Here is a 20157-nt window from a genome sequence, read left to right as displayed (position 1 = left end):
GTGCTTTTTTGAAAGGATGACCATGAACACAATTCTGTCCACACCTCGCCGACTGGTGATGGCTCTGGTGGCTGCAGGTGCGATTGGCGCACTGGGCGCCACCGGCGCCGGCCTGGTGGGAACCCGCAGCGCTGCCCAGGCGCAGGTGACGCAATCTGCAGCGGCTGCGCAGCCCGCAGCGCTTAACCTGCCTACGGTGAATGCTCCCAATTTTGCGGATATCACGGCGCGCAACGGCGCGGCCGTGGTCAATATCAGCGTGGTGGGGTCCTCTCGTGCCATGAGCGACGATGAAGGCGACCAGACCAGCGAACGCCAGCAACAGGGCCCGGGCATCAGCCCCGACGATCCCTTCTTTGAATTCTTCCGCCAGTTCGGCATTCCAGGCATGCCCGGTGGTCAGGGCATGGGGCCACGTGCGCAGCAGCCCGATACACCCATGCGCGGACAGGGCTCGGGCTTTATCGTGTCCAGCGATGGCGTGATTCTGACCAACGCCCATGTGGTGCATGGCGCCAAGGAGGTGACGGTCAAGCTCAACGACCGTCGCGAGTTCAGGGCCAAGGTGCTGGGAGCCGACCCCAAGACCGATGTGGCGGTACTCAAGATTGACGCAAGCGGCCTGCCCACGGTCAAGCTGGGTCAGACCAGCCAGCTGCGTGTGGGCGACTGGGTGCTGGCGATCGGCTCGCCCTTCGGCTTTGAGAACAGCGTGACGGCTGGCGTGGTGAGTGCCAAGGGGCGCTCTCTGCCTGACGACTCCTTTGTGCCTTTTCTGCAGACGGATGTGGCGATCAACCCCGGAAACTCTGGGGGCCCGCTGTTCAACGCACAGGGCGAGGTCGTGGGTATCAACAGCCAGATCTACACCCGCTCGGGCGGGTATCAAGGGGTGTCGTTTGCGATTCCCATCGAACTGGCAACCCGAGTGCAACAGCAGATTCAGGCAACGGGTAAGGCACAGCATGCCAAGCTGGGCGTGAGTGTGCAGGAGGTCAATCAGGCCTTTGCCGATTCCTTCAAGCTGGATAAGCCCGAAGGTGCATTGGTGGCCAGTGTCGAAAAGAATGGCCCTGCCGCCAAGGCCGGACTGGAACCAGGCGATGTGGTGCGCAAGGTGGATGGCAAGCCCGTTGTTGGTTCGGGCGATCTGCCAGCCTTTATCGGCCAGGCCTTGCCGGGGCAGAAAGTAACGCTGGAAGTCTGGCGCAAGGGTGAATCCAAGACTCTGAGTGCGACCCTGGGCGATGCCAGCGATAAGGCGGTGAAGGTGGCCAAGTCTTCACCCGATGGAGACAAGGGCAAGCTGGGACTGGCGCTGCGCCCCCTGCAGCCAGAGGAGAAAAAGCAGATTGGTGTGGACACCGGCCTGCTGGTGGCTCAGGCCAGCGGCCCGGCTGCAGCAGCAGGCATCAGCCAGGGAGATGTGCTGCTGTCCATTAATGGAGCACCTGCCGGAAATATCGATGAGGTGCGGGCCGCAGTCGCCAAAGCGGACAAGACCGTGGCTGTGCTGATCTGGCGTGATGGCAACAAAATCTTTGTGCCGGTGCGACTGGGCTGATAGACGCACTTAATAAGCAGAAACCGCAACCTCCCGGGTTGCGGTTTTTCTTTATCTGCTTTTATTGATTTAAAACAAAAAATATATGAATAAATGAATATCCGATGATTTTTTACATAATGTTGTCATATTTCAAGAAGTAACGAGTTTCAGGAGAGGTAATGCCATAGACTGTCGAGTTGACGTATTCATTTGTCTTTTTGACGTCATGTGGTGGCGATTCAGCTTGACCGCAAATACATCGTGACGGCTCCTCGGAGCAGGCGTTGCGACGGGAGGAGTTTTTGAATCAGCAACACAGTCTGCAGGTGCAAGGCCTGGGCGCTTCATTTGGTCAACGTGTGGTTCTGGCTGAAGTGGATTTCACGCTGCCGCAATCAGGCGTAACCGCATTGCTGGGTCCTGCGGGCACGGGCAAGTCCACGCTGCTGCGCACGCTGGCCGGGCTGAATGCGAGCAATCCGCGCTTTCGCAGCTGGGGACAGGTGGTCTATGCCGATCGGCCATTGGACATGCCTTGGAGCGCCAACGGCGTGCAGGCCTTGCCGGGCCTGGTACAGCAGCATGCCCGGCTCATGCGCGCCAACACCTTGGATGCACTGATCGAGAAGGCGCGCCAGAGGGATCCGCGTGCGCCACTGGAGTGGCGCCATTGGGTGAGCGAGCAGCTGCAGCACTATGGACTGGCCGAGCTGGCCCAGATGCTGGACAAGCCCACCATGCTGTTGAGTGCGGTGCAGCAACGCGCCGTGGCCATTTTGCGTGAGGCCTGGGCCAAGCCGGCGGTGTTGATGATCGATGAGCCCACGGCCGAGCTGGAGGGCTATGAGGCATTTTTGCTGCTGGACGTGATCAGGCAGATCGGTCAGCAGCGCAGTGTGCTGCTGATCACGCATCAGCAGCAGCATGCCCAGGCTGCTGCGCAGCAGATGCTGTTGCTCGCAGGCGGGCGTATCCAGGAAGCCGCAGCAATGGCTGCGTTCACTCAGCGGCCGCTCAGTGCCGCCGGTCAGCAATTCCTGCGTACCGGCAGCTGCGCTGTCCCCATGCCGGGTACCCCCTTGAATGAGCTGGCCGACGATGTGCTGCCGCCACCTCCCTTGCCTGCCGCTGCCTTGGCGGCCATTGCCGAATTTTCCGACCTGCCTGCATCTGCGGCGGTCGTGAGTGAGGTCGTGGCTCCCCTCAAACTGGAGCCCGTGCTGCCTGCGTCAACGTCGGTCTCTGCGCCTGAACCTGCTCTGCCGCAACCGGCAGCGGTCGCGTCATCTGGCCTGTCCCCCGCAGCCCGCTATCAGCCTCGCACCCCGAATGCGGCTGTGCTGATGGAAATGCAGCCATTGCTGGCTGCTGAAAATGCCATGCCAGCCAGCCGCGGCCCGAACGGATTTTCCTGGCTGGTGCCAGGGAGGCTGGCAGGTACGCCCTGGCCGGGCGTGGTGCACGACATGGACGCCGACCTCAGAGCTCTGAGCCGTTGCGGTATCACCATGCTGATCACGCTGACGGAAAAGGACTTCCCGCAGGATGCCTTGACCCGCAATGGGCTCAAGAACTTTCACCTGCCGGTCTATGACCAAGAGCCACCGACAGTGGCTCAGATGCAGATGCTGCTGGCACGCATGTCGGTCGCCCTGCGCCGTGGAGAAGTGCTTGCCGTGCACTGCCTTGCTGGATTGGGCCGCACCGGAACCGTGCTTGCCGCCTGGCTGGTGCGCGAGGGCCTGACTGCCGAAGAGGCGCTGCGCCGTGTGCGATTGATTGATGCTCAGTATGTGCAATCCGAGGCGCAGGAAGCGCTTCTTTATGAATTCGAAAACGCACTGCTGCAAAAGATGGCGTGATGTTTTCAAGACCACCAAAGCATGGCCGCTGCGGACTGCAAACGGCCATGACACGAAAGATTAGCAACAGGAAAGTGAGAGCGTAATGAGTTTGGATACCGTATTGACGAAGGCCGTGGCTTCGGTCCCTGAGTGCTTGGCCGCTGGTTATGTGGATGCTGCTTCGGGCATGTTGCTGTCGATTCGCACCGTGGACTCCCATCCGCGTGAGGTGATTGATCTGGTGGCGGCGGCTACGGCCGACCTGTTCAACGGCCCCAATATCTCCATGATCGAGACCTTGTTCAAGCGTTCGCGCGGCCTCAGTGATGATGGTCACCACTATTTTCAGGAAATCATCGTCAACAGCGATAACCTGATTCACGTCTTTCTGCGTAGCAAGGCAGTGCCCGACTATGTGGCAGTCTTTGTCTGTCGCCGTACCGCCAACCTGGGCATGGCATTGACCAAGGCTCGCATGGCGATGCCCGGCATCGAAGCTGCGGTGTAACCGGCAGCTCCTCATGTGAGGTGGCGGCTTGCCCGCTTGGGGTGGGGCTGCCTCGCTTGCCGCCTTGCGGGCATGCAGGCTGCGTGCGATGCACCCTTTGTTTCTGGTGCTGGGCATTCCTGCTGTAGCGGCGCTATCCTTGCGCCATGCGTTTACTGCTCGTTGAAGATGACACCATGATCGGCCAGGCCGTGCTGGCGCTGCTGCGCGGTGAGGGCTATGTGGTGGACTGGGTTCAGGATGGAGCCCAGGCCGATACGGCCTTGCATGGCCACCAGTACGATCTGGTGCTGCTCGATTTGGGATTGCCCAAGCTTGATGGCTTGCAGGTGCTGCGTCAATTGCGGGCCCGAAAGGATGCCACGCCTGTGCTGGTTGCCACTGCACGTGATGCTGTGCGTGATCGCATTGCCGGACTGGATGCCGGGGCCGATGACTATGTCGTCAAGCCCTATGACATGGATGAGTTGCTGGCGCGCATGCGTGCGCTTGCGCGCCGTGCGGCCGGACATCTGGAGGCGGTGTACGAACATGGCGGCGTCATGCTGAACCCCAATACTCGCGAGGCCAGCGTGAATGGCCAGCCGGTTACTTTGTCCGGTCGTGAATGGGCAGTGTTGCAGGCATTGCTGGCAAGGCCGGGGGCCACGCTGTCACGTCAGCAAATCGAAGACAAACTCTATGGCTGGGGCGATGAGGTCAGCAGCAATGCGGTGGAGGTCTATATCCACGGGTTGCGGAAGAAGCTCGGCGCTGCAGCGGTGCTCAATGTGCGCGGTCTTGGTTATATGGTGCCCAGGCCATGAGCGAAAACCAAGCATTTCGGCGGTTGAAGCTACCTGGCTCGCTGGGCGGGCGTCTGTTGCTTTTCATCGGCATGGCGATTTTGATGGTGGCCGTGCTGCAAGGGGTGTTTGCCTATCGCAATGCACTGGCGCAGACCGATACGCTGTTCGACTACCAGATGCAGCAGACGGCGTTTGCGCTGCGGGCGGGTCTGCCGGTCGATGCCAAAGGCAGGCCGCAGGGAACGCCGCCCGAAGATGAAAACAACGAGTTCATCGTCCAGGTCTGGACCAATGAGGGACTGAGAATCTTCGAGTCGGCTCTGGGCGATGCCTTGCCCCAGATGGCCGTGCTGGGCTTTGCCGATGTGCCTGCGCGTGGCACGACCTACCGTGTGTTCTCACTGCAGACACGCTCTCAGGTGATTCAGATCGCACAGGACATGCGCGTGCGTCAGATGCTCGCGCGTGAAGCCGCCTGGCGCAGCTTGCTGCCTGTGGTGTTGCTGTTGCCGCTGCTGGCGCTGGCCGTGTGGTGGGTGATTCGCCGTTCACTGACTCCCGTGCAGCGTGTGCGCAGGGAGTTGGCCCTGCGTCAGCCCCAGGATCTGGCACCCGTGGCGGAGCATGATCTGCCGGATGAGATGCGCCCGTTGGTAGAGGAGCTTAACAGCCTGCTGCATCGCGTACGGCAGGCTTTTGAGGCCCAGCAGAATTTCGTGGCAGATGCTGCGCATGAGCTGCGCTCGCCGCTGGCCGCGTTGCAGCTGCAATTGCAGCTGCTGCGCAAAGCGACGGACAGTGCCGAGCGCGAGTCGGCGCAGGCCCGTCTGGCGCAAGGGATCGAGCGCGCCAGGCGACTGGTGGAGCAGTTGCTTGCATTGGCCAGGCAGGAAGCCAGGCCACAGACTGAAGATGCGCCGCTGGCTGACTTGCGCGTGCTGGTCGAGCAGGCCCTGGCTGATGCCGCGCCGGCTGCCCAGGCCAAGGGGCTGGACATGGGCCTGAGTGAAGACCCGCAGCAGCAGTCCGCATTCAGCGTGGCCGCAGACGCCGAGGCACTGGCGGTGTTACTGCGCAATCTGCTGGACAACGCGATCAAATACGTTCCCGCAGGGGGACGAGTCGATGTGGGCTGGTTGCAGGACGAGCACGGACGTGCACTGGTGGTGGAAGACTCGGGCCCCGGCATTGCACCGGCCGAGCGTCAGCGGGTCCTGCATCGTTTTGTGCGCGGTCAGGGGGCTGGTGGCATGGCCGGTGGCAGTGGCCTGGGCCTGGCCATTGCGCAAAGCATTGCACAAAGCAGCGGTGCCCAGCTGTGGCTTGACGAGTCGCCGCAACTGGGCGGTTTGCGTGTCAGGGTCCTGTGGCCTCAGTCCTAGGGTCTGTTGAGATTTGATTTTTACCTTCCGGGGTGGCGTCACAATCGCGCTGTGATGCGATACGTTTTGACAGATGAACAATGGGCTCGTATGAGCCCATTGTGTCTAGGGAAGATTGGGGATCGAGGACGCAGTGGCTCCAACAATCGACTGTTCTTGGAAGCAGTGCTTTGGGTTGCGCGTACAGGTAGCCCTTGGCGAGATCTGCCGCCTGAATTTGGCAAGTGGAACACCGTCTTCAAACGGTTTCGCGACTGGGTCAAAGCTGATGTCTTTCAAAAGCTGTTTGACGCGGTCAGCGATCAACCGGACATGGAATACGTGATGGTGGATGCAACGATTGTGCGAGTGCACAGGCATGGACAGGGTGCAAAAGGGGGTCTGCGAGCCAGGCCATAGGTCGCAGTCGAGGTGGTTTGACCACCAAGATATTGGCGCTGACGGATGCCCTTGGAAACTTGATCCGATTTGTGTTGCTGCCAGGCCAACGGCATGATCTTCAAGGTGTAGAACAGCTGCTCGAAGGCATAGACCTGCGGACATTGCTGGCCGACAAAGCGTTTGACGCAGACTGGCTGAAGCAACACTTGCTGGCACAGGGTTGCCAAGTGGTGATTGCACAAAAGGCCAATCGTCGAGCGCCCTTGCAGATTGATATAGAGGTCTACAAGTGGCGGCACTTGATCGAGAACTTCTTTTGCAAGCTCAAGGAGTTCAAGCGCATTGCAATGCGCAGCGACAAGACAGACAGCAGCTTCGCTGCTGTCATCACGCTGGCATCGGCTGTGATCAATTCACGTTAAATCTCAACACGTCCTAGTCTGACAATCGATTGCTTGAAAATATGGGCGTTGGGATCTGGTTTTCATTGCAAGATTGAAAGATAGTCTCAGTCGAATGAAAGTGATGATGCCTAGACTTTCGGCTTTGCTTGAGCTGCTGCACTTGTCGTGCGGCCGTACCCCCAAATTGCACCATGCCATCAATTATTCAACGCCTTTCCCAGACCGTCTCCGCATCTCAGAATCTGCCCAGCTTCACGCGACCTCTGCTGGAAATCATGGTGGAAGTGACTGATCTGGAGTCGGCCTATCTCACCACCGTGGATGAGGCACGTGGTATTCAGAATGTTCTGTACTCCCTCAATACGGGAGGAATGAAGATTCCTGAAGGGTTGGAGGTGCCCTGGCACGACACCTTGTGCAAGCGGTCGCTCGATGAAGGGCGTACCTTTACTGACAATGTCGGCGAGTGCTGGGGCGACTCGGATGCAGCGCGTCAACTGGGTATCCAGACTTATGTGAGCACGCCCGTGCGTTTTTCCAATGGTGCGCTGTTCGGCACTTTGTGTGCAGCCAGCGACCATTCCGTCGCGCTGGCAGCAGAGGCCGAGGATTTGCTGCGCCTGTTTGCCAAGATCATTGCAGGTTTTGCCGAGCGCGAGCAACTGGTGAGATCGCTGCAGCATGCCAACGAGGAGCTGGCCTCGTTGGCCATGCTCGATTCCCTGACTGGATTGCCCAATCGTCGCTGCGTGACCGAGGAGCTAAACCGGCTCATTGCTCATTGCCGCCGCACCCGTGAATGGGTGCTCGTAGGCTTTGTGGATCTTGACCGCTTCAAGCAGATCAATGACCAGTTTGGTCATGAGGCTGGGGATGCGTTGCTGCGTGCCATGGCCGAGCAATTGCGAGCAGGACTGCGCAGCAGTGACATGCTGGCTCGTTTCGGTGGCGATGAATTCGTCATGGTCGGTGCAGGGCCTTTGCTGGATGAAGACGCTGAAGCCGTGATCAGGGAGATGCAGTTGCGACTGAGCAAAGCCTCTGCCGCCAGCTTGCAATTGGCCGACGGACGTGAGATCGAGTACGCAGGAGCCAGCGTGGGCATGGTCTGTTTGATACCCGATGACACCGATGTGGATGATGCTTTGCAGAAAGCCGATGCTGCGATGTACAAAGTGAAAGCCGCAAGGCAGAGACTGCCTGAGGTGATCTGACTTTAAAAGACTCCCAGGGAGTCTTTTTCATGGCTGCACGACAGTCGGTCGACCTTGCAAAAGGGGGCTGCGTGCAGGCTTGAAGTCTCGGTAATAATCGTTGGCGGAGGTATCGTTTGTGAAAAATTCGCTCGCAGAAGGTCTGGACTTCGAGGATATGTTCAACCTGGCCCCGGTATCGCTCTGGATGGAGGATTACAGCGGCCTGAGACAGATTTTCGATCAATGGCGGGCGCAGGGCGTGAGCGATCTGCTCAGTTTTCTCAAAGAAGATCCGGAGCGGCTCAAGCTTTGCAGTCAGTCCTACAAGGTGCTGCGGGTCAATCAATACACGCTTGACCTGTTCAAGGCCGCAGATGAGGAAACCCTGAAGAGCAGGCTCAACGAGGTCTTTCGCGGCGACATGCTCGACAGCATCATGAGCGAACTGGTCGCTCTCTGGGAAGGTGCGCTCAATTTCGAGACCCGTTCGGTCAACTATGCCCTGGATGGAAGGCGGCTTGATGTGCAGGTGAGGGCGCGTGTGCTGCCGGGCTACGAGAAAAGCTGGAGCCGGGTGCTGGTCTCCCTGGAGGATGTGACGACGGAGGTGCAGAGCACGGTGAAGCTTCAGCGCAGCGAGCAATACTCCAGAGACCTGTTCGAGTACTCGCCGGTGTCGCTGTGGGTCGAGGACTTCAGCGTGGTCAAGCGCCTGATGGACGATGTGAGAGCGCGCGGAATCACCGATTTCCGGACTTTTCTGAAAGTGCATCCGGAATTCGTGACCCGCTGCATGCAGGAAATCCAGGTGCTCGATGTCAATCGCCAGACGCTGCAGATGTTCGGTGCCGAGAGCAAGCAGCAACTGCTGCAGAATCTGTCCAAGGTTTTCAGGGGCGAAATGTATGATTCGTTTGCCGAGCAGCTGATAGACCTTTGGGAAGGTAAGCTGGTGCAGCAGCGGGAGGTGGTGAACTACGGGCTGGCCGGCGATGTGCTCCATATTCATATGGAGTTCGCCATCATGAGCAGCCATGCGGAAAAATGGGGCTTGGTGCTGCTGTCACTCGTGGATATCACCGCTCGCAAGAAGGCTGAGGCTTATCTTGAATACCTGGGCAAGCATGATGTGTTGACCCAGTTGCGCAACCGCGCTTTCTATACCGAAGAGCTGAACAGACTGTCGCGCAAAGGGCCCTGGCCCTTGTCCATGCTTGCCATAGATATGAATGGACTCAAGGTCGTCAACGACGAGCATGGCCATACTGCAGGCGATGCCATGCTGAGGCGTATGGGGGAAGTTCTCTCCAAGGCGGTGGATGCGCCGGCTTGCGCCGCCCGCATCGGCGGCGATGAGTTTGTCGTCCTTTTGCCGGGAACCGATGAGCGCGGTGCCGTGGCATTGCAGGAGCGCATCTTGTCATTGCTGGAGCTGAACAATCAGTTCTATCCGGGTCACAGCATCCAGGTTTCCATGGGCCATGCCTGTGGCCAGGAAGGCACGCCTATAGAGGCCATTGTTCAAGGGGCGGACAAGGCCATGTATGCTGAAAAAGCACGCCTTTACCGGGACAAGGAGCGCGACAGGCGTGTGAGCTCAGCCTGAGCTCAGGTATGCGTCAATCCAGTTCCGCTTCGCGTTGCGGTCCGACTGTAGGAGCTTGTAGCGGGTTGGTGCATTTCAATCTGTCGAGACAAAGACCAAAGGCGATCAGCCAAGTTTTGGAAGTGCTACAAGACACCAGAGTTCTTCATGGCTGCTTGAGTCTGGCCTTGAAATATCACGGGAGAAGTCTATGAAAGTCATCGGGCTTGCCATGTTCGCAGCAATCGCCGTCAGTGCCTGCAGCTCTGCACCGTCTCAAGATGCAGACCGAGAAGTTGCCTTCACCTGTGCAAACGGAGAATCCATTTCGGTGCGTTTCTCGCCTGCCAACAACAAGGCAGTCTTGATACGCGGCGGTCAAGGCGTAGAGCTTCCACAGCAGCCAAGCGGCTCCGGATTCGTTTACAGCAACGGGCCCAATACCATCCGAGGAAAAGGACTGGATCTGACGGTCGAGATCGGCCGCATGGTGCCGATCCAATGCAGGGCCCGGCAAGGGGCCCTCTGACTATCGCCAGAATTCAACCGCATCCATGCGCATGTGCTCGGCTGCAGGCGCAGGCCTTTGAGGCGCATTTGGCGTTCGCCGTCATCTGACGCTGGAGTTTTCTTGAGTGGCTAGCCTTTGCCGCAGAGCTGGGCCGCAAGCTGATCTATAACGATCGCACGGGCGATATGTCCGCTCGTTACCCAGGCTTTGGCGCCGTGGTGCTGGATGTGGATACGCAGGAGCGCCGCGTTCTGCCCATGCCCGTGTATGTGGTAGCGCCCAGCAGTGCCTGGGCGCTGTCGGTCAATTACCGGCGTCTGTACATCACGCACGAGACCATTGGTTACAGCGAGCCCGGCCAGCCTTTTGAATTGCCTCTAGCCCCCCGACGACGGCATCTGGCGCATGGAGCTGGCGACAGGCGATTCCCGATTGCTGGTCAGCTATGCGCAACTCAAGGCATTCCATCATGTGTCGTCGATGGACAAGGCCATTCACTGGGTAAGCCATATCGAGATCAATCCGGCTTCTTCACGCATCCTGTTTTTGCATCGTTGGACAGAGCGTGTGAAGGATGAGACCTGCTTTTTGCATCGCCTGATCACCATGAATCCGGACGGTTCGGACATCCGCTTGATGGAGTGCTCGGATCATCCGCTGCCGCAGCTTGCCGACGACTTCGACCCCAGTGCCGTAGGCACGTTTGACTATGAAAAGTCGGAATGCCAGATCTCCCATCCCCTGTGGCAGGACAACGAGCACATCATTGTCTGGGGGCCGCATGCCGGCGAGATTCACTACCACCTCTATCACGACGTTGAAGGAGGCGAGGTGCAAGTGATTGGCCGCGACGTACTGGTGGAAAATGGCCATATGACATTCTCGCCGGTGAGCACCCGCTGGATGCTGAGTGACACCTATCCGGACGACAGGACACACGAACGCTTTCTGTTCCTTTTCGACATGCAGACCGGAGAGCGTCGCAATCTGGGCAGTTTCTATGCCAATCCGGAACTGAGCAAGGAAAACCGCTGTGACCTGCATCCACGTTGGAGCCGTGATGGCAAGGAGGTATGCATTGACTCGGTGCATGAGAGCCAGCGCCAGATGTATGTGCTGGATGTCTCGTCGATTGTGGAAGCGGCCTGAATATTGAAAGCAGCTCCATCGGTGATGCGGTTCTAGCGATCCGAGCTGCGGCGTGCTTCAAGGGGGGAATTTCGGCGCTCGGCGCCTTCGTATGCGCGAGAGATCTGCAGCGAAGGAGCTCTGGGCGTTGAGGACTCAAATGCATTTCCTTGTAGCACACAGCAAATACAGCTCTGCTCTACGTACTGGCGCTGCTCTCGGTCGCTGCAGACTTTGTCTTCGGCGTGTATGAGAGCACAGGAGACTGGGCTAGAATTTCTGTATCGGGAAAGCAGCCTCCCGTCCCGCAAGGGTAGACGGTGTCCCGTCCAAGAGCTGGATATTCTCTATGGAGTTTTTATGGACACCGTTTTACCCAGGCCTACCGATCCGGTTGCGCCGGCCTCTCTTTCGCTCTCAGAAGCGCTGCGTTTCTGGCTGAAGCTTGGATTCATCAGCTTTGGTGGTCCCGCAGGTCAGATTGCACTCATGCATGAGGAGCTTGTAGACCGCCGCCGATGGATTTCCGAGAAGCGATTTCTCCACGCCCTTAACTACTGCATGTTGCTGCCCGGGCCAGAGGCTCAGCAGCTTGCAACCTATCTGGGGTGGCTGCTGCACCGGACATGGGGCGGAATTTTTGCAGGGGTTCTTTTTGTCCTGCCATCGCTGTTCATCATCATTGCTCTGGCCTGGCTGTATATGGCCCACGGCGACATGCCGGTCATTGCGGGCATTTTCTATGGCATCAAGCCCGCTGTAACGGCGCTTGTGGCACAGGCAGCCTACCGAGTGGGTTCGAGGTCGCTGAAGAGCCGCTGGCATTGGGGAATTGCAGCTGCTGCGTTTCTCGCCATTTTTGCGTTCAATGTTCCGTTTCCGCTCATCGTCATTGCGGCTGCAGTCATCGGTTTCATCGGTGGCAAATTGCGACCTGAAGCCTTTGGTGGTTCCAGCCATGAAAAAGGCAAGGCGAGTCAGCCACTCGGGGCTGCATTGATCGATGACGACACTCCAACTCCGCCGCATGCACAATTTTCCTGGCGAGGATTCTGGATGGTGTCGCTGGTCTGCCTGACGCTTTGGGGCAGCGTTATGGGCGTGCTCGCCACGGCGTTTGGCCTAAAGTCACCCTTGGTACAAATGGGGTGGTTCTTCACCAAGGCCGCGCTGATGACTTTTGGTGGCGCGTATGCGGTGCTCCCCTATGTTTACCAGGGCGCAGTGGAGAACTTTCATTGGTTGACTGCAACACAAATGATCGATGGCCTGGCTTTGGGGGAGACCACTCCGGGCCCTCTCATCATGGTGGTGTCCTTTGTGGCCTTTGTGGGCGGCTGGACAAAAGCAATCTTCGGTGCGGATTCGCTGCTGCTCGCAGGAGTCGTCGCAGCAGTGATAGTGACCTTCTTCACTTTTCTGCCATCGTTCTTCTTCATTTTCCTGGGCGGCCCCTTTATCGAGTCCACCCATGGCAAGCTGAAATTCACTGCGCCATTGGCCGGGATCACCGCTGCGGTCGTGGGTGTCATCCTGAATCTGGCGGTTTTCTTTGCCTACCATGTCATTTGGCCCCAAGGCTTCGCAGGACACATAGAGTGGCCGTCGATTGTCATTGGGCTGGCAGCAGGCATCGCGTTGCTCCGCTTCAAGATCAATGTCATCTACGTCATTGTGGCGGCAGGACTGACAGGATTGCTTGCGCAGTTGTGGTGATTGCTCAAGTCCCTGATCGGGGGGCCTCAAGGGTGTGGGGCATTTTGCGACTGCCACAGGCCTGGGGATCTGGTTAAACTTGCCCTGCCGTACCATCCATCAGGCTCCTGTCTCTATGTCACGAGCCACGCTGGTGCTCATGTCGCATAGGTCCAGGTGATGCCTACCGTCAAATCCATCGTCCCGCTCGAACTTGCTCCAACGCTGTTCAAAAGCGCCAAAGCCTTCGAGGCCTGGCTGAAGAAGAATCACGCTGCTTCCGAAGGCCTCTGGCTCAAGATCGCCAAGCGAGGCGCCAACGAGCCCAGTGTCACCTACCCCGAAGCGGTGGAGATTGCGCTGTGCTGGGGCTGGATCGATGGACAGAAGAAAAGTCTTGACGACCAGCACTATCTTCAGCGCTTCACGCCGAGGCGCGCGCGCAGCGTCTGGTCAAGAATCAATGTCAACAAGGTACAGGCACTCATTGAAGCGGGCCGGATGCAGGCCCCGGGTCAGGCTCAGATAGAGGCAGCCAAGGCTGACGGGCGCTGGGCGCGGGCCTATGACAGTGCGCGTACGTCCACTGTGCCTGAGGATCTGCTGGCTGCACTGGAAGCCGAGCCGGCGGCCAAGGCCTTCTTTGCAAGCATCAACGCTTCCAATCGCTACGCGATACTTTGGCGTATCCAGACGGCCGCGAGAGCCGAGACACGTGCCAGGCGCATCGCTCAGTTGGTGGAGATGCTTGCCCGCGGCGAAACCATCCATCTCTTCACGCCCCGTGCCAAGGCTTGATTGCGAAGTTCGCACGCGTATGGACATTATTTTGCATTGAGCGGCCAGTATTCCTGGCGCTGTCTGGCTGCCTGGGTCGAAAAGCATGGCCCATATACCAGCGCCAGACAAGGGCTGGTCTATATTCACGCCGACGCGGGCAGGGGTTGGGCGACGGGCGGGGGAGATGAAGCCTGGGGGCAAAAGCTGGGGGCATCTGAAATGTGCCCCCAACTTTTAAAAATATGCCCCCAAATGTGCCCCCAGATGCCCCCGGATTGCGGCACACTTCCATGGACTTTGGCGCACTTCGAATTGAGGTCTACAGAGGGAGAAAAGAAAAAGGCCGGAAGGTTATGCACCTTCGCGGCCTTGAATTTGGTCCCCCCGACAGGAATCGAACCTGTATCTGTCGCTTAGGAGGCGACCGTTCTATCCATTGAACTACGGGGAGGGACGCTGGATTCTACCTGCGTTACCAGCCTGCGGATTTCAACCGACGTATTTATGCCTGCTCTGTGCGGTTGACTTCGACGGAGACGTGGGTGAGTTCTTCGTGTACCGACAGCAACTGGCGGATGTAGTCCGGTGTGACCGTGGCAGCGCCCTCGACTGCGATGATGCAGGCATAGTGGTTTTTGCCCACGCGCCAGACATGCAGGTCTGTGATGTTGACGGGTTGCGGACCCTGTGCAACAGCTTCACGCACTTCTTCCACGACGGGAGCATCCATTTCGGCATCGAGCAGCACGCGGCTGCTATCGCGCAGCAGGCCTAAGGCCCACATGGCCACCATCACGGAGCCGACCAGACCCATGATCGAATCCAGCCAGGCAAAGCCCAGGAGCATGCCGCCCAGCAACGCTGCGATGGCCATGACCGATGTGGCCGCATCTGCAATCACGTGCAGATAGGCGGAGCGCAGGTTCAGGTCGCCATGTGCATGGTCGTGCTCGTGGTGAGGCTCATGGCCGTGGTGATGGTGGTGCCCGTTCTTGAGCAGCCAGGCACAGGCCAGGTTGACCAGCAGGCCAAGAGTTGCCACACCTATGGCTTGCTGATAGTGAATGGCGGCAGGCGAGAGCAGGCGTTGTATGGATTCAAAAGCCATCAGGCCGGCAACCAGCAACAGGCAGATGGCGCTGGTGTAGCCCGCCAGGATTTCTATCTTCCAGGTACCGAAGCTGAAACGTCTGTCATTGGCCAGTTTGCGCGCAGCGGCATAGGCGCTGACGGACAGGCCCAGCGCCAGCGCGTGGGAACTCATATGCCAGCCATCGGCCAGCAGGGCCATGGAGTTGAAGTAATAGCCGGCGGTGATTTCCAACATCATCATGGCAAGCGTCAGCAACATGGCCTGCTTGGCATTTTTTTCACCTAGCAGATTGCCTTGGTCAAAGCTATGGGAGTGCTGTCGGGTAAATGGGGTGGCGGTGTATGAGGTCATGGCTGGCTTGTTTTTATATACTCTACCCCAGTATTTTTTCCGCGCAGGCATGAGGACTACAATTCCTGCCCATGTCGCATACCGTTTCGAATCAAAAACCATTGCTCGCGCGCATTCGCCGCATCAAGGGGCAGACGCAGGCACTGGAGCTGGCTCTGGAAGAGGGGCGGGACTGTGCCGTGGTGCTGCAGCAACTGGCGGCTGTGCGCGGGGCTGTCAATGGCTTGATGCTGGAGTTGCTTGAAGGCCATGTGCGCGAGCACCTGGGTGCCGAAGCGACAACGGCCGAGCAGCGTGAGCAGGACCTGGAACTGGTCGTGAAGGTGCTGCGTTCCTACGTCAAATAAGGCGTGGCAGCAGGCCGCTGAGGGCCTGAATAGATGGATCAGGACTGCACCAGCGCCGCCAGATCGTTGACGAATGGCTGCACGCCAGGATGGCCGTGCAGCCATTGCCTGCCCAGAAATTCTTCGATCGACTGCTGCTGCAGCCCGAGGCCGGGCCGGCGGGCCGATGCGGCCTGCAGCAAGTCATGGGCGCGGTTCATGACTTGCTCGCTGTCTGCGGCCGCAGGCTCACCCAGTTCCAGAATCCATTCCTGCTGGATGCGGAGTATGAGCTTGCCTGCGGCTTGCTCAAGCGCGGTGCGGTTGCGTGGCATAGCAAAATTGATAGCGTCTATCGTATGCAAGGAAAGGGGTAAAGGATGTTTTCATGCTTAGTCCTTGCGAACGGTATAGACGATGTCCATGGCACTGGTCATGCCGGTCTGAGCGCGCAAGGTGACGCTGCGCGACAGGTCGTAGAAGATGTAGATGATGCCCATGGCTCCCGACAGGCTCTGCTCATAGGTCAGGTAGAGCTTGTCCGAGATGCGCTTGCCCATGGTCAGTGCAGCACCTGCAGCATCCGTGCCGTCGCCGCCGCCCTTGAAGCCGACCTCATCGAGACCCAGGCTTCCCGCAATCTTGCCGCTTGAGCTGTTGCCGCCGGCCAGCAAGGCCATGGCGGCCTGCTGAAGCAAGGCGCTGCTGGCCCCACCAGAGGCGGGATCACGGCCCATGACCACCCAGGAGAGCTTTTCTGCATCGGGCAGAGCGGGATCCGAGTACAGCAGCACGCGTGGTGCGCTGGCCGTACCCAGCACTTGCACGCCAGCCTTGACGGCAATATTCGGGCGCAGCGCCAGTATGTCCAGCGAGGGGTTGTTATAGGGACCATTGAAGCGGATCAGGCCGGTTTCCACATTCAGCGACTGGCCCCAGGCCCGGTAGCGACCTTGCTCGGTACGGATTTCGCCAGTCACGCTGGGCGGGCCGCCGATGTAGCTGGCACCTCGTACTTCGAGCTGGCCCAGCAGCCGCGTGGTGATGCCAAAGCCTTGCAGAGCAAAGTCACGGCCCATGTCGAGCTTGACGAGAATGTCGGGTACCTTGCGCGGCGTGGCCCGGGCCTGCTCCTTGCGGGCCTGTTGCTCGGCGCGGTGGCGTTCTTCCTCTTCGGCCTTGCGCGATGCCGCCGAGCGCACGACCACATCCTTGTCCAGCGATGGTGCGGATTCCTCGGGCAGGATGATGGAGGCTCTGTCGACGCTGAGGTCGCCGCGCAGCGTGAACTGGCCTTGCTCCAGTCGTGCCTGCAGATCGCCGGAGACGCTGACCTGGCGGTCAGCTCGCACAAGTACCTGCAGCTTGCTGGCCTTGGCCTGCAGATTCATGCTCAGGCCTGACTCGCTCCCTGTACCCGGCGGTGTGAATTGGGCATATCCCGTGCCGGTGAGCTGGCCGCCGTCTTCGGGGGCACGGGTCAGGTTGCCGCTATATCCCAGAATGCGCGCCTGGCTGCCTTTGCCGCCCTTGAGGCGCAGTTCGGTGATGTCCAGTCTGGTGCCTTGCAGCTTGGCACGCAGAATGCCGTCGCGCAGGTCAACGCCATCGAGCAGAGACACGATATTGAGTCCATCGGCCTTGATATCGCCCTGCCACTTGGGGTCCTGCAAGGTGCCGCTGATGCTGGCGTCCGCCGCCAGCGTGCCCTGAATGCGCCAGCCTGGTGGCGCAAACAGGGCCCACAGTCCCATATCTGGCATATTGGCGTGCAACTGACCGGACAGAGGCGCCGTGGCGGGCAGCGTCCAGCGGTCCTGCTGATAGCTGAGCTGGGTGCGCAGGTCGGCGCTGAGCTTGCCTGCACGCTCGCTATCCCAGAGCAGCTTGGCGTTGACCTGACTACCCTGTGCCTGCACGTTGAGGCGAATGTCCTTGATGCGCGAGCGCATGCCTGCGCCGCTGATCTGGCGCGTGCGTGTGCCGCCAGCGCGTGTGGCGGTGGGGCCGGTAGTCTGGATGACGGTAGTGCTGGAGCCATCGTCTACTGCCAGCCGCAGATCGCCTGCGGCACGCTCGACAGTGAGATCGGCCTTGAGATCCTTGCCCAAGGTGTCCAGGTTCCAGCGCGTGTTGAAGCTCAGGTCGCCGGAAATGCCGGCTGCCTCCAGCGGTGGATCGTCATCGCCCAGGCTGAATGCATCGACCCAGGCCAGCGGAATTCCAAGGGCTTGCCCTGCGCTGCGCAGCCCCCATTGGCCGCTGCCGGTACGGGTGACGGAGCCATCATCCCATGCCAGTTGCGCAGGTGCCAGCGGCTCGCTGCTGGTACGCCTGATGCCCAACTTCGGGGGCGTGATCTGCAGCTTGCCGGCGCTGAACTGATAGACGGTGCTCAGCACCGTGCTGCCACTGGTGCGCTGCTTGATCAGCACGGGGGCTCCGGCTTGCAACTGCACCACCCAGGGGGCGGGCTTGTTCTTGTCGGGTGTGAGCTGGGCCTGCAGCTTTTGCAGACTGGCTTGCCAGTCCTGCGGCGCCGTGCCCTTGCCGCCCGTCAGGCCGGCTTGCAAAGCGGTGTCGATCTGTATGCTTTTGCCAGCTTGCTGGGCCTGCGCGGCCAGACCGATCCTGGCATTTTCGGGGCTGCCGTCAATGTTCAGTGCCAGCGCAGGCAAGACGGCACCCTGGTCGACTGCGGTGCCGGCAGGCAGATAACGAATCTTCTCGGCGCGCAGCTTGGCCTGGATCTGCAAGCCACTGGCGGGAATGGCCGCGCCATGGGCGGCGCTCAAGCGCTTGAGCAGATTCTCCCAACCGCCCTTCAGAGCCAGTTGCAAATCTGCGCTGCCATCGAGTTGAGCGCCGCCCAGCGGGTCCTTCACGCCCGGCAGTTTGCGCAGCCATTGTGTGAGCGTGCTCATGGAGCTGAGCTGCAGCTGGCTTTGGACAGTGCCGCTGGCAGGGCTCATCTGCCCGTCAAAGTTCAGTTGCGCACCGGGCACCGCAGCCTTGAGTCGAGCCTTGGCCTGCTGGGTTTCTGTATTGAACTCCACGGACTGGGCGTCGACGCTGGCCTGCAGGGCTTCTAGCTGTAGTTTCTCCAGCTGCAGCAGCGGGGCCTGCCACTGGCCTTTGGCAGCCAGGGTCTGAATGCGCAGCGTCTTGTTGTCGCGCTTGCCGTCCACTGCATGCAGATTGGCGGCAAACACAATCTTGCTGGCAGCGGCATCGCCGCTGCCAGGCTCGGCTTGCACAGCCTTGGCGCTGATTTCGCCTTCCAGAGGGGCGGCTTCCAGTGTGCTGTAGAGATCGGCCGGGTTGAGCTGTTCCACGACCGCCAGGCCTTCAAACAACCGGGTGCTCGGCGTGAACTGACCGTTGAGCGCGATTTTGCCCTTGCCGATCTGGATACTAGAGTCGTCGACCTGCCATTGCTGGCCGTCGAAATGGGCTCCGGCCATCAGCTCGGCCACGGGCAGGCGCTGCCGGTCCCAGGGGCCGGGCAGCGCGTTGCTGAAGCTGGTGCTCAGGTTCCAGGGCTGAGCCTCCAGGTTCGTAGCGGCAGCTACCGTTTCGTCGGGGCCGGCCTGCAATTGGCCGGTCAACAGGGTACGCGGTCCTTGAGGCCAGAATGCAGAGACATCGAGATTGCGTAGCTGGGCCTTGGCAGCCAGCAGCGGCTGACCGCGCCAGGGCATGATGCTGGCCGCCACATCCGCCTGCATGGGGGGAGTGTCTGCAGCTGGCCCGGACTTCGAGCCTGAGGGCTGCCGGTTGCTGCTCTGCTCGGGGGCTAGAGCTGTTTTGCCTTGACGGTCTGCGCCGGAGATCTCGGCGCTGGCATTGGCATTGGCCTTGATCTCCAGCCTCGCCGCTTCGGTGGCCAGCGTGCCTTCGGCTGTCACCCTGGCCTGCACGGCAATGGTGGCGCCGGCGTCGCCGTCCTTGTCCAGAGGGTTGGGCATTTGCACATCGCCGGTGGCCTCGGCCTGCATAGCCATGGGAGCGGCGCCCTGCAGCTTCAGCTGGGCCTGATAGGTGCCCTGGGCAAAGCGCAGGCTGCTGACTTTGAGTTCGTGGTTGGTTCCCGTGTATTCATAGCGACCGTGCAGGTCCTGCACCACGGCTTCGGGCGGGCCTTGCCAGATGATCTGGTCGACCTTGAAGGGCAGCTCTATCTTCACCGGCAGGGTCAGCGACTGCAGCGGTTCGCTGGCGGGTTTGTCGGGGTCGTGGGTGCTGGCAATGCGCAACTCGGCAATACGAACCTCGCCCAGCTTGAGCGTGCGCGACAGTAGCAAAGGCCTGAACTGCCAGCCGATCTGAGCTTGCCTGACCTCGACCTTCATGGTCGGGCTCTGCCATTGCAGCCAGCCGATGCGGCCGCCGTTCTTGACACTGCCCGTGACCTCTTTGGCGACCAGGGACTGGTCTGCAGGCATCCAGCTGGCCACACGCTGCAGCGTCTGGTTGAGCGAGTCGTCCTTGCCAATCCACCACAGCAGGCTGCCAAGCGCCGCCACCAGGGCGAGCAGGGTCGCTGCAAAGGTCCAGCCCAGCGCGCGTAGCCAGCGGCGGCGTTTGAGAGGCGAAGAGGAGGCCTTGGCGGGAGGGGAGGTGTTTTGTTCTGCCATGC

At 59.9% G+C, this 20157-nt stretch carries 15 protein-coding genes, 1 tRNA gene and 1 pseudogene; 13 read left to right on the top strand and 4 right to left on the bottom strand.

From position 1 onward, the window contains the following. Window positions 1-22: 22 nt before the first annotated feature. From F0P97_RS23115 to F0P97_RS23060, 12 genes and pseudogenes are all read left to right on the top strand, one after another. Window positions 23-1564, top strand: a complete 1542-nt coding sequence (locus F0P97_RS23115; RefSeq protein ID WP_182284479.1) for a Do family serine endopeptidase — start codon at window positions 23-25, stop codon at window positions 1562-1564. A 284-nt stretch (window positions 1565-1848) separates the two neighbouring features. After that, window positions 1849-3408, top strand: coding sequence for an ATP-binding cassette domain-containing protein (locus F0P97_RS23110; RefSeq protein ID WP_182284478.1), 1560 nt, complete (start codon window positions 1849-1851; stop codon window positions 3406-3408). An 85-nt stretch (window positions 3409-3493) separates the two neighbouring features. Next, window positions 3494-3898 (top strand): hypothetical protein, encoded by a 405-nt coding sequence (locus F0P97_RS23105; RefSeq protein WP_182284477.1) that lies wholly within the window; start codon window positions 3494-3496, stop codon window positions 3896-3898. Window positions 3899-4044: 146 nt separating this feature from the next. Then, complete coding sequence (locus F0P97_RS23100) at window positions 4045-4704, top strand: response regulator transcription factor (protein ID WP_182284476.1); 660 nt, start codon at window positions 4045-4047, stop codon at window positions 4702-4704. Beyond that, a complete protein-coding gene (locus F0P97_RS23095) occupies window positions 4701-6068 on the top strand; it encodes an ATP-binding protein (protein WP_182284475.1) in 1368 nt (455 codons plus the stop codon). The genes F0P97_RS23100 and F0P97_RS23095 overlap by 4 nt, the downstream gene beginning before the upstream one ends. A 54-nt stretch (window positions 6069-6122) precedes the next feature. Further along, window positions 6123-6871 (top strand): IS5 family transposase gene (locus F0P97_RS23090; protein ID WP_420093890.1). Its coding sequence is split into 2 segments (ribosomal slippage): window positions 6123-6450 and window positions 6450-6871, totalling 750 coding nucleotides; the frame shifts between segments, so codons are not numbered across the junction. 173 nt (window positions 6872-7044) lie between these two features. Continuing rightward, complete coding sequence (locus tag F0P97_RS23085; RefSeq protein WP_182284474.1) at window positions 7045-8067, top strand: sensor domain-containing diguanylate cyclase; 1023 nt, start codon at window positions 7045-7047, stop codon at window positions 8065-8067. A gap of 118 nt (window positions 8068-8185) precedes the next feature. Continuing rightward, window positions 8186-9655, top strand: coding sequence for a sensor domain-containing diguanylate cyclase (locus F0P97_RS23080; protein ID WP_232538033.1), 1470 nt, complete (start codon window positions 8186-8188; stop codon window positions 9653-9655). A gap of 190 nt (window positions 9656-9845) precedes the next feature. Then, window positions 9846-10163 (top strand): MliC family protein, encoded by a 318-nt coding sequence (locus F0P97_RS23075; RefSeq protein ID WP_182284473.1) that lies wholly within the window; start codon window positions 9846-9848, stop codon window positions 10161-10163. 101 nt (window positions 10164-10264) lie between these two features. Continuing rightward, window positions 10265-11294: pseudogene (locus F0P97_RS23070) on the top strand (hypothetical protein); the annotation flags it as partial. Window positions 11295-11633: 339 nt separating this feature from the next. Further along, window positions 11634-12989, top strand: a complete 1356-nt coding sequence (chrA, locus tag F0P97_RS23065) for a chromate efflux transporter (RefSeq protein ID WP_182284472.1) — start codon at window positions 11634-11636, stop codon at window positions 12987-12989. A gap of 159 nt (window positions 12990-13148) precedes the next feature. Next, window positions 13149-13766, top strand: a complete 618-nt coding sequence (locus tag F0P97_RS23060; protein ID WP_182284471.1) for a YdeI/OmpD-associated family protein — start codon at window positions 13149-13151, stop codon at window positions 13764-13766. A 358-nt stretch (window positions 13767-14124) separates the two neighbouring features. Here the strand turns inward: F0P97_RS23060 and F0P97_RS23055 are convergent. Both F0P97_RS23055 and dmeF read right to left on the bottom strand, forming a co-directional pair. After that, window positions 14125-14199, bottom strand: a tRNA-Arg gene (locus F0P97_RS23055). A 51-nt stretch (window positions 14200-14250) separates the two neighbouring features. Further along, entirely contained in the window at window positions 14251-15192 is a 942-nt protein-coding gene (dmeF, locus tag F0P97_RS23050) for a CDF family Co(II)/Ni(II) efflux transporter DmeF (RefSeq protein WP_182284470.1), read from the bottom strand. A gap of 71 nt (window positions 15193-15263) precedes the next feature. Between dmeF and F0P97_RS23045 the strand changes: the two genes are divergently transcribed. After that, on the top strand, window positions 15264-15539 hold the full coding sequence (locus F0P97_RS23045; RefSeq protein ID WP_182284469.1) for a metal/formaldehyde-sensitive transcriptional repressor: 276 nt from the start codon (window positions 15264-15266) through the stop codon (window positions 15537-15539). A 38-nt stretch (window positions 15540-15577) separates the two neighbouring features. Here F0P97_RS23045 and F0P97_RS23040 read toward each other — a convergent pair whose 3' ends face one another. Continuing rightward, complete coding sequence (locus F0P97_RS23040) at window positions 15578-15853, bottom strand: hypothetical protein (RefSeq protein ID WP_182284468.1); 276 nt, start codon at window positions 15851-15853, stop codon at window positions 15578-15580. A 57-nt stretch (window positions 15854-15910) separates the two neighbouring features. After that, window positions 15911-20155 (bottom strand): translocation/assembly module TamB domain-containing protein, encoded by a 4245-nt coding sequence (locus F0P97_RS23035; RefSeq protein ID WP_182284467.1) that lies wholly within the window; start codon window positions 20153-20155, stop codon window positions 15911-15913. Window positions 20156-20157 lie beyond the last annotated feature (2 nt).

It is taken from the genome of Comamonas testosteroni (assembly GCF_014076415.1).
GTDB classification, from domain to species: Bacteria; Pseudomonadota; Gammaproteobacteria; order Burkholderiales; family Burkholderiaceae_C; genus Comamonas; species Comamonas testosteroni_F.
Note: the sequence above shows the minus strand (reverse complement) of the source record. Positions and strands in the feature narration are given on the sequence as shown.